Here is a 13,826-nt window from a genome sequence, read left to right as displayed (position 1 = left end):
TTTCAAGGTCGGCCGAGCGGCCACACAGCCCTTCCGCGTGAGATTCGCCACGGTGCAGTCGCAAACAGAAGCCCATAGTTCCGGTCTTCGCGATAGATCGGACACCGAACACATTTGCGACGGGAAGCGCTCTCAAAACGACTTGAACCGGAGTCAGGTGACCCGCCGTCAAGTCGACACCAAAGATCAGTAACATCTTCATAAATTCTTTAGAAATGGACGTCGTGTGGCGAACGTGTGATCGTGTGCGCGTCTTGTGCCCCGGGGACGTTCCGCGGGGCCGTCTGCGCTGTCCGAACATCCCTCTGGTCCCACGGGAGTAGACCACCGTGCCCGCGCCGCCTCGTCTTCTCAGTCCGTTCGTGCGCACGCGCACACGGCTGGCACTCACCCTCGGCCTCGTACTGGCCGCCCTCACCGCCGCGCTCCTGCCCTGGTGGCAGCCGAGCGCCCCTACCTCCACCCCCTCCGCCGGTGCCCCCCGTACGGATGCCGAGCAGGCGTCGACCGGGCCGAAGGGCGAGGCCGCCGCCGCGGCCGAGGCCAGGCGCACCGGCAAGAACGTGCTCGTCGACACGGCCACCACCGCCACCGAGATGGTCTGGGCCCTGCCGAACGGCCAGATGCGCGCCCAGATCCACGCGCTGCCCCAGCGCGCGAAGACCGCCAAGGGCACGTGGGAGCCGATCGACAACACCCTGCACCGGACCGAGGACGCCGGCGCCCTGACCGTCCGTCCGGTCAACCCGGCCCTGCCGGTCCGCTTCTCCGGGGGCACCTCCGGCGAAACCCGCGCCGACCGCTCGTACGCCCGGGCGCCGCTCGCCGGGAACGCGGACGGCGCGTCCGTCCTCGCCGAGGTCGACCTCGGCGGCCACACCATCGCCTACACCTGGCCCGGCGCCCTGCCGAAGCCGGTGCTCGACGGCCCGCGCGCCCTCTACCCCGAGGTGCTCCCCGGCGTCGACCTGCTGCTCGTGGCGCGCGAGGAGGGCGGCTTCGGCCAGCTCCTGATCGTCAAGAACCGCGAGGCCGCCGAGAACAAGGACCTCGCGACCGTCGCGTACGGCCTGCGGTCGAAGACCGCGGTCTTCCGGCAGGACGCGAAGGCCAACCGGATCCAGGTCCTGGACGGGACGGGCGCGGAGGTCGGCACCATCCCGACCCCCTTCGCCTGGGACTCCAGCGGCCGGGACCCCGAGCTTCCGCCCGGCACCCCCCGGCGCACCTCGGTCGCCGGCACCGCCGACGTCCTGAAGCTGTCGGGCCTGACGGGCATCGAGCCGGGCGCGCGCTCCGCGCAGCTCCCGACCACGCTCGACGGCGACGGCACCGGCACGGCCACCCTGAACCTGGGCCTGGGCCGGACCGGACTCCTCGACCACCCGGACACCGCGTACCCGGTCTTCGTCGACCCGCCGCTCAACAGCGGCTGGTCGGGCTGGACCACCGCGTACAAGAAGTACCCGACCTCCAGCTTCTGGAACGGCACGAACTTCTCCTCCGGCACCTCCGACGCCCGCGTCGGCTACGAGAGCGACACCGGCGGCCTCGGCCGCTCCTTCTGGCGCATGAAGTTCTCGAAGGACTACAAGGGCGCGAAGTTCACCCGGGCCACCTTCAAGGTCAAGAACAACCACTCCTGGTCCTGCACCGCCCGCGAGTTCCAGTTCTGGCAGACCGGCTCCATCTCGTCCGGCACGACCTGGAACGCGCAGCCGAGCTGGTCGACGAAGCTCGACTGGCAGTCCTTCGCCCACGGCTGGTCCTCGGGCTGCCCGGACGACTACGAGGCGTTCAACGTCCTCGCGGGGGTCCAGAAGAGCGCGGACGCCGGCCACGAGTCCCTCACCTTCGGCATGCGCGCCACCAGCGAGAGCGACACCCAGACCTGGCGCAAGTTCCTCGCGACCTCCGCCGTCCTGGAGGGCGACTACAACCGCGCGCCGTCCCAGCCGACCAGCGGCTCGTCCTCACCGGGCGGCGCGTGCGTGGCCGGGCCGACCAACAGCGTCACCATCGGCCGGACCACCATCACCCTCAAGGCCAAGGGCTCCGATCCGGACAAGACCATCCCCAAGCTGCGGTTCCGCTTCTGGAAGACCGGTGCGACCACCCGGAGCGAGTACGTCGCCACCGCGGACTCCACCGGCTACGGCCAGATGGTCATCAGGGCGGACGACCCGCTCCTGAAGGACATCACGGCCAACACCCTCTTCTCGTGGGACGTGCGGGCCGAGGACTCGGCCGGCGCGGTCTCCACGTTCTTCCCGAACGGCGAGGAGCCGTGCCGGATCACCGTCGACCCGACCGCGCCGCCGCAGCCGGACATCACCAGCACCGTCTTCACCGAGGCCACGGACGACGGCAAGACCTGGGCCAAGGTCAAGTACGGCACCCCCGGCGACCTCACCTTCACCGCCTCCGGCGCCACCAAGTTCAAGTACGCCTTCGAGGGCGAGACGCTCGTCGACACGCCCGCTCCCGTGAACGGCAAGGTCACGCTCACCAACGTCCTGCCCCGGCACGCGGGTCCGACCAGCGTGCGCGTCTACGCCTACGACGTCAACGGCAACCAGAGCCTGCCCGGCAGCTACGCCTTCTACCTGCCGCCGCGCGACCGCGCCGACGGCCCGATGGACACCGGCGGCGACGGCATCGCCGACCTGCTGGTGCTCTACCCGGACGGCAAGCTGAAGAACTGCGTGGGCGCCCCCGCCGACCCGGCGGTGCCCGGCACCGGCGGCGAGCTGTACAACTGCCTGGCCGCCGCGTACGTGACCAAGGACAAGAAGGTCGATCCGCCGAACCACTGGATCGACGCCGCCGGCACCGCGTCGCTGATCGCCCACTACAACGACACGTACCCGGGGGACGGTTCGACCGACCTGTTCGCGGTCACCCCGGACAAGAGGTTCTGGCTGTACCCGGGCGACGGCTACGGCAGCTTCAACGTCGACGAGCGGGTCGAGGTCCGCCTGCCGGCCAACGCCCCCGCGCCGTCCACCTGGACGCAGCTGAAGGCGGTCGGCGACGTCACCGGCGACGGACTGCCCGACCTGGCCCTGCGGGCCGGGACGGCGTTCTGGATGCTGTCCGGCTACACCGGCGCCACCGTCCAGACCGCGACGCTGATGGAGGGCAGCGCGTGGGCCCGCCGCGACATCGTCAACGTCGCGGACATGAACAAGGACGGCACGCCCGACCTGCTGTGGCGCAACCTGGACAACGGCAACATGTATGCCCGCCACGGCAAGCCCGGCACCGGCGTCCGCGGCGTCGACCTGGAGTCGATCAAGCTGGCGGCCAACTCGCTCAACGGTGACGTCGCCTTCGGCACGGCGTGGACCGAGGCCAACATCACGGCCGCGATCGGCATCCCCGACGTCAACAAGGACGGCATCCCCGACATCTGGGCCCGCGTCGGCGAGACCGGCAACATGCGGCTGTACTACCCGTCCACCACCAACACCAACCCGCCGGTCAGGACGGTCCTGTCCGTCGACTGGCGGGGCGTCCGCGCCCTGGGCTGACCCCTTCGACGCGTCGCCCCCGAGCCCCGGTCGCCTGCCTCGCAGTAGGCGGCCGGGGCTCGTCGCATCGCTCAGTCCTGGTGGCCGAGCTGGAGGTCGCGCTCGGTGCGGCCCCCGCCGGCCACCTGGAGGACGGTCGCGACGGGCGGGTACCCGGCGGCGATGACCGTGTACTCGCCGGAGGACAGGTCGATGAAGCGGAAGGTCCCGTCGGCCCCGGTGGTGAGGGTGTCGACGACGTTCCCGGCCGCGTCGAGCAGGGTGACCCGGGCGTCCTCCACCGGGCGCCCGCCGCCGGCCCGCACCGTCCCGCGCAGCACGGCCCCGCCGGCCAGTTCGATGTCCTGGCAGGTCTCGCGGGAGGCCTGGACGCTCACGGGGAGCGCGGCGGGCCGGAAGGCGGGGGCACTGGCGGCGAGCGTGTACTCGCCCGCGACCAGTTCGGTGATGACGTACCCGCCCTCGCGTCCGCTGCGGGTGGAGGCGACGACCTCGCCGCGCACGTCGGTGAGGGTGACGGCAGCGTCCCGCACGGGCGTTCCGTCGGCGGTGACGACGCTGCCCGCGAGCCGTCCGGCGCCGCCGAGGACGACGTCGAGCTCCACCGGCCGGTCCCCGACGGTGACGGAGACGGCCTGCGGCTGGTGGCCGCCGGCCGCCGCGATCAGGACGTACGCGCCGCCGCCGGGCACGCTCAGCGCGTACCGGCCGTCCTCGCCGCTCGCGCCCCGGCCGACCTGCCGTCCCTGGACGTCGATGAGGGTGAGGGCGGCCCGGGGGACGCGGCTGCCGTCGTGGTGCTGGACGGTGCCGCAGACCGGGAGTCCGGAGTGCGGCGGGGCGGCGGCCGGAGCGGGCTCGGGGGCGGCGTGCCGGGCGTGCGGGACCGCCCGGGTGGCGTGGTCGGTGGCCTCGGTGGTGGGGGTGGGGTGGGACACCAGCGGTTTCTCCTTGAGGAAGAAGGCGAGGACGAGGCCGAGCACGAGGACCGGCACGAGGTAGAGGAAGATGCGCGGCATCGCGTCCGCGTACGCCTGGACGTAGGCGTCGCGCAGGGCGGGCGGCAGGGTGTGCACCGTCTGCGGGGTGATCGACTCGGCCGGGAACGGGGTGGTGGAGCCGTTCCCGGGCAGGACGCCGGCGAGCCGGTCGCCGAGCGCGTCGTCGAGCCGGGAGGCGAAGAGGGTGCCGAAGACCGCGGCGCCGACGCTGCCGCCGATCTGGCGGAAGTAGGTGTGGGCGCTGGTGGCGGTGCCGAGGTCGGCGGGGCGCGCGGAGTTCTGCACGGCGAGCACGAGCACCGGCATGACCAGGCCGATGCCGGTGCCGAGGACGGCCTGCCAGAGGCTGTGCTGGAGGCGGGGGGTGTCGGCGTCCATGTGGGAGAGCAGCCACATGCCGAGGACGGACAGGGCGCCGCCGGCCACCGGGTAGGCCTTGTAGCGGCCGGTGCGGCTGATGAGCTGGCCCGAGACGACGGAGGCGACGACGATGCCGCCCATCAGGGGCAGCATCAGGAGGCCGGACTCGGTGGCGGTGGCGCCCTCGACCATCTGGAGGAAGCTGGGCAGGTAGCTGGCGGCGCCGAAGAGGGCGACGCCGACGACGGCGCCGACGAGGGCGGTGACGGTGAAGACGGAGTCGCGGAAGAGCCTCAGCGGGATGAGGGGTTCGGGCGCGAAGTGCTCGACGACCAGGAAGAGCAGGGTGGTTCCGGCGGCGCCGCAGGCGAGGGCGAGGACGACCCGGGAGTCCCAGGCGTACTCGGTGCCGCCCCAGCTGGTGAGCAGGACCAGGCAGGTGGAGGCGGCGGCGAGGAGCAGGGCGCCGAGGACGTCGAAGCGCGCGCGTGCCGCGGGCTTGGGGAGCTTGAGGACGGTGGCGACGACGGCGAGGGTGACGAGCCCGAAGGGCACGTTGAAGTAGAAGCACCAGCGCCAGGAGACGTGGTCGGTGAAGAAGCCGCCGAGCAGCGGTCCGGCGACGGAGGCGAGGCCGAAGGCGGCGCCGATCATGCCCATGTACCGGCCGCGTTCCCGGGGCGGGACGATGTCGGCGATGATCGCCTGGACGCCGATCATGAGGCCGCCGGCGCCGATGCCCTGGATCGCGCGGAAGGCGATGAGCTGGTCCATCGTCCGCGACCAGCCGGCGAGGCCGGAGCCGATGACGAAGACGACGATGGCGAAGAGGAAGACGCCCTTGCGGCCGAGGAGGTCGCCGAGCTTCCCGTAGACCGGCAGGCCGATGGTGGAGGTCAGCAGGTAGGCGGTGATCGCCCAGGACATCCGGTCCAGGCCCTGGAGTTCGCCGACGATCTTCGGCAGGGCGGTGGCGACGATCATCTGCTCCAGCGCGGCGAGGAGCAGGGCGAGCACGAGACCGAGGAAGACGAGGCGGACGCGGCGGGGGTCGAGGGCGTCGGGCGCGGGGCCGGCGGGCGGGACGGACGGCTCCGCGCCCTCGACGCCCGCGGCGTCCGCCTCGTCCTCGGCGTTCTTCACCACGGTGACCGCACCCACGTGTCTGCTCCCCTCGTCACGGCGTCTGCGCCGCGCCATTCTTCGCATTGGGCGCGAAGGGGGAGCAAGTCGGACGGTACGCGGGGTCAGTGGGGTCCCGGGTGGCGAACGGCCCCGGGAGGCGGCGCACTTGGGTCGCTCATCAGCGCGTTTACGAGAGGGCCCGCGCCCCCGGCGCGCGCGGGCGCGGTCACGGGAGGCGCGGGCGATCCACTCGAACCGGTGAACGCCCCGGGCGTTGCTTCATCACGCTCCGGGCGTCACCTCTTCCGGTCCGGGCGCTACTTCTCGACCTCGGCGGCGAGCTTGGCGAGGACGAGGTCGTAGATGCGGCCGAGCCCCTTGGGCGCGAAGGTCTTCTCGAAGAAGCCGCCGATGCCGCCCGCACCGTTCCAGACGGTGCTGACGACCGCGCGGGACTTGCCCTCGCCCGCGGGGGTGACGGTCCAGGTGGTGACCATGGAGGAGTTGCGGTCCTTCTCGACGAGCTGTCCGTCGGTGGGCTCGCTCACCTCCAGGAGGCAGTCGCGGACGCGCTTGCTGGTGGCCTGGAGCTTCCAGTGGACGAGGGTGCCCTCGCCGTCGCCGCCCTCGCGCACCTCGTACTCGCTGAAGTGCTCGGGGAGCAGCTTCGCGCGCGTGCCGCTGTAGTCGGCGAGGGCGTCGAACACCGTCTCGGCGTCCGCGGCGATGATCCGTTCCGTCGTGGCCTCGACCTGCGCCATTGACTTCCTCCAGCTCGTGGTTGCTCGGGGTTGCGGGCCAAGCGAACCACGTGCGCTCCGGCGCGCGAAATCCGGGTTGCGGCGATCAAGGGAACAAGTGTTCTATTCTGAGCGAACGGCCGGATCCGAGCGATCGAGGAGGCGTTCATGCGCTGGGACAACCTGGGCGAAACCCCTGCGAACCCCTCGGCCTCCCCGCCTCCCGCCGACCTCGCCCTGTTCGGTACGGACGCGGTCACCCGGACCTTCGACACTCCCGAGTTCCGGGGCGTCACCTTCCACGAGGTGCGGGCCCGGTCGATCCTGAACCGGGTCCCCGGCGCCTCCCGGATGCCGTTCGAATGGACGGTCAACCCCTACCGGGGCTGCACGCACGCGTGCGTGTACTGCTTCGCCCGCCGGTCCCACGCCTACCTCGACCTCGACACCGGCCTCGGCTTCGACTCCCAGATCGTCGTCAAGGTCAACGCCCCCGAGCTGCTCGCCCGCCAGCTCGCCTCGCCCCGCTGGCAGGGCGCGCACATCGCCATGGGCACCAACGTCGACTGCTACCAGCGGGCGGAGGGGCGGTACGGCCTGATGCCGGGCATCCTCACCGCCCTGCGCGACCGCGCCAACCCCTTCTCGATCCTCACCAAGGGCACCCTGATCCTGCGCGACCTGGAGCTGATCGCCCAGGCGGCCCGGGTCACCGAGGTCGGCGTCTCCGTCTCCGTCGGCTTCACCGACCGGGAGCTGTGGCGCACGGTCGAGCCCGGCGCCCCCTCTCCGCAGAGCCGCCTCGACGTCGTCCGCGCGCTCGTCGGGAACGGCATCGACTGCGGGGTCCTGATGGCCCCCGTGGTGCCCTTCCTGAGCGACCGGCCGGAACAGCTGCGCGCGACGGTCCGCGCGGTGGCCGAGGCCGGGGCGAGCTCGGTCACCCCGCTCGTCCTGCACCTGCGGCCGGGCGCCCGCGAGTGGTTCGCGGAGTGGCTGGGGCGCCACCACCCGGGCCTGGTGCGGCGGTACGAGCGGATGTACGCGGACGGGGCCTACGCGCCGACCTGGTACCAGCGCCGGATCACCCGTCAGGTGCACGAGTTCGCCGCCGAGTTCGGCATGGGACCGGCGGGACGGGAAGGGACGCGCCGGACCGCCCTGCCGGAGGAGCCGGAGACGGCGGCCGTCCCGGAGCAGCTCACCTTCCTCTGAGCCCGCCGGAACTTCGAACCCACGGGAACTTTGAACCCGCCGGAACTCTGAGCCCGCCGGAGCCCCGCGGCCCCCGAGCGCCGGGCCGATCATCGGACCGAACCGTCTGACACGCCGTCCGCTCCCCTCCTTTCGGGTCAACTCCGGGCGGAACGGGTCCCGCCGGGCCCCGTTCGAGGCACAAAGGCCCTATGACCCCACGCGCAGGAATGCTGATCGCCGCTGGAGCGCTGGTGGCCGGGACGGTCACCGCGCTGCCCGCCGCACCCGCGGACGCCGTCGAACCGGTCCCCCGCCCGCTCCCCCGGCTCGCCTGGACGGACTGCGCCACCAAGGCGTACCCGAAGCTCCAGTGCGCCACCCTGGAGGTGCCGCTCGACCACGACGACCCGGCCGGGCGGAAGGTGACGCTCGCCCTGACCCGGGTCCCGCACACCGCGGAGACCTTCCAGGGGCCGCTGCTCGTGAACCCGGGCGGGCCCGGCGGCAGCGGGCGCGGCATGGCGGGGTACGTGGCGGCGTCGCTGCCGCCCGAGGTGGCCGCCCAGTACGACGTGATCGGCTTCGACCCGCGCGGGGTCGGGAAGAGCGAGCCCGCGCTCGACTGCCGGCCCGGCCACTTCGCCTCGGTGCGCCCCGACTCGGTGCCGCGCGGCTCCCGGGCCGAGCGGGCGGGGACCGACCGGGCGCGGGCGTTCGCGGAGGCCTGCGGCGAGAAGTACGCCGACGTGCTGCCGCACATCGACACCGTGAGCGCGGCCAAGGACCTGGACGTGATCCGGGACGCGCTCGGCGCGCCGAGGCTCAACTACCTCGGCTACTCGTACGGCACCTATCTGGGCGCCGTGTACGCGCGGCTCTTCCCGGACCGGGTGCGGCGCATGGCGCTCGACTCCGTCGTCAACCCGCACGGGGTCTGGTACGAGGGCAACCTCGGGCAGAACCTCGCCTTCGACGCGCGGCACAAGGACTTCATGGCGTGGGTGGCCCGGTACGACGCCACGTACCGGCTCGGCACCGACCCGGCGGCGGTCGAGGCCGCCTGGTACCGGATGCGCGACGCGGTGCGCGCGGAGCCGGCCGGCGGGAAGGTCGGGCCGGGCGAGCTGGAGGACACCTTCCTGCCCGGCGGATACTACGACGGCTACTGGCCCAAGCTGGCGAGCGCCTTCTCCGCGTACGTCAACGAGGGGGACTCCGGGCCGCTGGTCGAGGCGTACGAGCGGTACGGGGAGGCCGACACGGCCACCGACAACGGCTACTCGGTCTACGCGAGCGTGCAGTGCCGGGACGCGGGCTGGCCGCGCGACTGGAACGTCTGGCGCAAGGACGCGTGGGAGACGCACGCCAAGGCGCCGTTCTCGTCCTGGAACAACACCTGGTACAACGCGCCGTGCGCGTTCTGGCCGGTGGAGTCCCTGACCGCGCCGGACGTCTCCAACGACCGGGTGCCGCCGGCCCTGATCCTCCAGGCGACGGACGACGCGGCGACGCCGTACGAGGGCGGGGTCGCGCTGCACCGGCTGCTGCGCGGCTCCCGCCTGGTGGTGGAGGAGGGCGGCGGCAACCACGGGGTGACGCTGGCCGGGAACGACTGCCTCGACGGCCACCTGGCCGCCTACCTGGCCACGGGCAGGCTCCCGCGCGGCACGGACGGCGCCGAGGCGGACGCGGTCTGCGCCGCGCTCCCGGAGCCGGAGCCGGAGCCCGTCGTCACGTCCGGGTCGAAGCCCCCGGAGAAGCGCGGCGCGCGCGTGGGCTCCGCGCGCACGGAACCGGCCGGCGCCACGCTGCACGGCCTCCTGGGCCACGTGCGCTGAAAGGCTCCGCGAGCCGAACTCCCCTTTCCTCAGGCGCGGTCGGCCGCGCGCTCCGGACCGAGCAGGTCCAGGGAGCGCGCGGCCGCCGCGCCGAGGCGCGGATGGGGCAGGGCGGCCTCCAGGGCGGGGCGGGCCCGGGGGTCGCCGAGGGTGCCGAGGCCCTCGACGCAGGCGAGGCCGACCCGCCAGTGGGGGTCGTCGGCCGGGAGGCGCCGTTCGAGGACGGCGATCAGGGCCGGTACGGACTCGGGGGCGCGCAGCTCGGCGAGCAGCCGGACCGGCAGCAGGGCGTAGGCGGCCCTGAGTTCGTTGGTGGCGAGGGCGGCGGCGGCGCGGGCGGTGCGCGGGTCGCCGAGCCGGGCCAGGGCGTGGGCGGCGGTGACGCAGCGCTCGGGGTCGCGGTGGTTGAGGAACAGGACGAGGGCCTCGAAGGCGCGCGGGTCGCCGGCGACGCCGAGGGCGTAGGCGGCGACCTCGCGGGCCCAGAGCGGCCGACCGGGCTCGGTGAGGACGCGGTGCAGCTCCTCGGGGTCGCCGGGCAACTCCCCAGGATCGCCGGTTTCCGCGAGCCGGCCGAATGGAGCCGGGACTTCTCCGGTGCCATTCCCGATCTCGTCGCGCAATCGATCGATCATCGAGCAGAATTCCGGATCCTCGGCGTATTCCATGAATCCGAGCCTATCCGCGATCCAGATCACATTTTCTCGACTTCCCGGGACTGGCGCGCTCGTTACCCGCCGGTTAGTCTCAGGTGAGCGGGTCAACCCCCGCTTCTCACAACGGCCTGGTGACGCAGCCGTGGTGAGCGTACGTCGGTTCGGCAGTTTCGACGCGGCTCCGGGACAGAGCCCGTCGCCCCCTTTTCCATCGGGCGCCGCCCCTTTCCACGGGCTCCTTCCCGTGCGTTTCCCGCGATTCTCCTCGCGCCCGCGCAATTCCGCGGCACCACCCGCACGCACTGCCCTCAGTCGTCACTCTTCCTCTCTGGAGTCCCCTGATGGACACCCCTCTCTCCACCATCGCCGTCGTCGGTCTCGGCACCATGGGCGCGGGTATCGCCGACGTCCTCGCCCGGGCCGGCCGCGAGGTCATCGGCATCGACGTCAGCGACGCCGCCGCCGCCCGTGCCGTCGCCGCCCTGGAGGCCTCCACCGCCCGCGCCGTGGCCCGCGAGCGGATCACCGAGGACGAGCGGCAGGACGTCCTGGCCCGCTTCCGCACCTACTCCGACCTCCAGGCGGCGGCCGGGGCCGACCTCGTGATCGAGGTCGTACCGGAGTCGTACGAGGCGAAGCAGGAGGTCTTCCGGGCCCTGGACGGCATCGTCCGGCCCGACGCGATCCTGGCCACCGGCACCAACGCGCTCTCCGTCACCCGGCTCGCGGCCGACTCGGCGCACCCGGAGCGGGTCCTCGGCCTGCACTTCTTCACCCCGGTCCAGGCCATGAAGCTGGTCGAGGTGGTCTCCTCGGTGCTGACCGACCCGCGGGCCGTCGACGCCGTCACCCGGCTCGCCCAGGACCTCGGCAAGGAGCCGGTGGCGGTCGGGGACCGGGCCGGTTTCATCGCGGACGGGCTGCTCTTCGGCTACCTGAACCAGGCCGCCGCCATGTACGAGGCCAAGTACGCCTCCCGCGAGGACATCGACGCGGCGATGAAGCTGGGCTGCGGCCTGCCGATGGGCCCGCTGGCGCTGCTCGACCTGATCGGCGTGGACACGGCCCGCACGGTCCTGGAGGCCATGTACGCCTCCTCGCACGACCGGCTGCACGCCCCGGCCCCGATCCTCAAGCAGCTCAGCGAGGCGGGCCTGACCGGCCGCAAGGCGGGCCGCGGCTTCTACACGTACGCGGCGCCGGGCTCCGACGAGGTGGTGCGCGACGCGCTGACCCCGCTGACCTCGGCGGAGAGCGCCGGCGGGCGCGAGGTCCGCTCGGTCGGCGTCGCCGGCTCGGGCACCATGGCCTCCGGCATCGCGGAGGTCTTCGCCAAGGCCGGGTACGAGGTCGTGCTCGCCGCCCGCTCCCAGGAGAAGGCGGACACCGCCAAGGCCCGGATCGCCAAGTCCCTGGAGCGCTCGGTGTCCCGGGGCCGGATGACGGCCGAGGCCCGCGACGCCGTGCTCGCCCTGATCACCCCGGCCGGCACGCTCGACGCCTTCGCCGAGGTCGACCTGGCGGTCGAGGCGGTCGCGGAGGACCTGGAGATCAAGCAGGACCTGTTCGCGCGGCTCGACAAGATCTGCAAGCCGGGCGCGGTGCTCGCCACCACGACCTCCTCGCTGCCGGTCGTGGCCTGTGCCCGGGCCACCTCCCGCCCGCAGGACGTCATCGGGATGCACTTCTTCAACCCGGCGCCCGCGATGAAGCTGGTGGAGATCGTCCGCACGGTCCTGACCGGCGACGACGTCCACGCCACCGTCCGCGAGGTCACCGCGAAGATCCGCAAGCACCCGGTGGACTGCGGCGACCGGGCCGGCTTCATCGTGAACGCGCTGCTCTTCCCGTACCTGAACAACGCGATCAAGATGGTCCAGGAGCACTACGCGACCCTGGACGACATCGACGCGGCCATGAAGCTGGGCGGCGGCTACCCGATGGGCCCGTTCGAGCTGCTCGACGTGGTCGGCCTGGACGTCTCGCTCGCGATCGAGCAGGTCCTGCACCGCGAGTTCCGCGACCCCGGCCTCGCCCCGGCCCCGCTCCTGGAGCACCTGGTGGCGGCCGGCTGCCTGGGCCGCAAGACGGGTCGCGGCTTCCGCGAATATGCCCGACGCTGAGCCCCGCACCCCCGGTTGGGGCGGGCTCCTGAGCCCCTCGGGCACCCCCGGTGCCCCGGCGGGCTCCCCGCCCCCACCTGGGCACACTCCTCCCCCGATGCAGTACGTTCGGACCATGCCCAAGGCCGCGAAGTCACCCCGTGCCACCTCCCCGTCCGACGCTCCGGAGAGCGCGGCGGGCACCCGTGCCGCCGCGCAGCGGCTCAAGATGCGCCGGGAGCTCGCCACCGCCGCGATGGAGCTGTTCGCGACCAAGGGGTACGAGGCCACCACGGTGGACGAGATCGCGGCCACGGCCGGGGTCGCGCGGCGGACCTTCTTCCGGCACTTCCGGTCCAAGGAAGAGGCGATCTTCCCCGACCACGACGACACCCTGGTGCGGGCGGAGGCGGTGCTGAACGCGGCGCCGCCGCACGAGCACCCGCTCGACACGGTGTGCCGGGGCATCAAGGAGGTCATGAAGATGTACGCGGGGTCCCCCGCGGTCTCCGTGGCCCGCTACCGGCTCACCCGCGAGGTGCCGACCCTGCGGGAGCGGGAGATCGCCTCGGTGGCCCGCTACGAGCGCCTCTTCACCCGCTACCTCCTCGGCCACTTCGACGAGCGGGACCACCACGACGGCAACGACGACCCGCTGCTCGCCGAGGTGGCCGCCTCCGCGGTCGTCACCGCCCACAACCACGTGCTGCGCCGCTGGCTGCGGGCGGGCGGCCAGGGCGACGTGGAGGCCCAGCTCGACCACGCCTTCGCGATCGTCCGGGAGACCTTCGGATCGGGCATAGGCGCCGGCCGGCCGGCCCCGTCCGCCGCCTCCCCGGAGGTGCGGGAGGAGACCGCCGCCCCCGCCGTCCGGGCCTCCACCGCCGGCGACGTGGTGGTCGCCGTGGCACGTACGGACGCGCCCCTCGACGAGGTCATGCGGACCATCCAGAAGGCGCTCGGCACCGCCTGAGCCCCTTCCACCGCGAGGGCCGTTCCCGGATTCCGGGAACGGCCCTCGTCGTGTTTGCCCAGCTCGGAGCCGTTTCAGGGCATGATTCGATCGATCATCGCTCATGTGTGACCGCCAGATTGCATCTGAGTGAAATTGTTGGCACCCAGTGCCTTGTCAGGTGACACGGCGTGCCATACGTTGATGTTGTCCGGGCGGTCGGCGCGCAGAGACCAACCTCGTGCGCCGGCTGTCCCCACAAGCCGACGGCTCGTGTGCCCGGACGCCTGCGTCACAGGCAACCCCGCGCCCGACCGGCGCC

8 protein-coding genes are annotated in these 13,826 nt (G+C 72.6%); 5 read left to right on the top strand and 3 right to left on the bottom strand.

Features of this window, described 5'->3' with window-relative positions:
• The first annotated feature begins 362 nt into the window (after positions 1-362).
• A complete protein-coding gene (locus AB0398_RS11355; protein WP_366373917.1) occupies positions 363-3,533 on the top strand; it encodes a hypothetical protein in 3,171 nt (1,056 codons plus the stop codon).
• 71 nt (positions 3,534-3,604) lie between these two features.
• Here AB0398_RS11355 and AB0398_RS11350 read toward each other — a convergent pair whose 3' ends face one another.
• Both AB0398_RS11350 and AB0398_RS11345 read right to left on the bottom strand, forming a co-directional pair.
• Entirely contained in the window at positions 3,605-6,055 is a 2,451-nt protein-coding gene (locus tag AB0398_RS11350) for an MFS transporter (protein WP_366373915.1), read from the bottom strand.
• A 281-nt stretch (positions 6,056-6,336) separates the two neighbouring features.
• Positions 6,337-6,780, bottom strand: coding sequence for an SRPBCC family protein (locus AB0398_RS11345; RefSeq protein ID WP_366373913.1), 444 nt, complete (start codon positions 6,778-6,780; stop codon positions 6,337-6,339).
• Positions 6,781-6,927: 147 nt separating this feature from the next.
• Here AB0398_RS11345 and AB0398_RS11340 point away from each other — a divergent pair, with 147 nt between their 5' ends.
• Together AB0398_RS11340 and AB0398_RS11335 are read left to right on the top strand one after the other, a co-directional pair.
• A complete protein-coding gene (locus tag AB0398_RS11340; protein WP_366373911.1) occupies positions 6,928-7,974 on the top strand; it encodes an Rv2578c family radical SAM protein in 1,047 nt (348 codons plus the stop codon).
• A 191-nt stretch (positions 7,975-8,165) separates the two neighbouring features.
• A complete protein-coding gene (locus AB0398_RS11335) occupies positions 8,166-9,794 on the top strand; it encodes an alpha/beta hydrolase (protein WP_366373909.1) in 1,629 nt (542 codons plus the stop codon).
• 29 nt (positions 9,795-9,823) lie between these two features.
• Here the strand turns inward: AB0398_RS11335 and AB0398_RS11330 are convergent, their stop codons facing one another.
• Positions 9,824-10,462 carry a HEAT repeat domain-containing protein gene (locus tag AB0398_RS11330; protein ID WP_366373907.1) on the bottom strand — a complete coding sequence of 213 codons (639 nt, stop codon included), beginning with the start codon at positions 10,460-10,462 and terminating at the stop codon, positions 9,824-9,826.
• A gap of 329 nt (positions 10,463-10,791) precedes the next feature.
• Between AB0398_RS11330 and AB0398_RS11325 the strand changes: the two genes are divergently transcribed.
• On the top strand, positions 10,792-12,573 hold the full coding sequence (locus AB0398_RS11325; protein WP_366373906.1) for a 3-hydroxybutyryl-CoA dehydrogenase: 1,782 nt from the start codon (positions 10,792-10,794) through the stop codon (positions 12,571-12,573).
• Positions 12,574-12,688: 115 nt separating this feature from the next.
• A complete protein-coding gene (locus tag AB0398_RS11320; RefSeq protein ID WP_366373905.1) occupies positions 12,689-13,525 on the top strand; it encodes a TetR family transcriptional regulator in 837 nt (278 codons plus the stop codon).
• Positions 13,526-13,826 lie beyond the last annotated feature (301 nt).

The organism is Streptomyces sp. NPDC086147 (genome assembly GCF_040702165.1).
Lineage (GTDB): Bacteria > Actinomycetota > Actinomycetes > Streptomycetales > Streptomycetaceae > Streptomyces.
The sequence above is the reverse complement of the archived record's forward strand: the minus strand, read 5'-3'. Positions and strand labels throughout refer to the sequence as shown.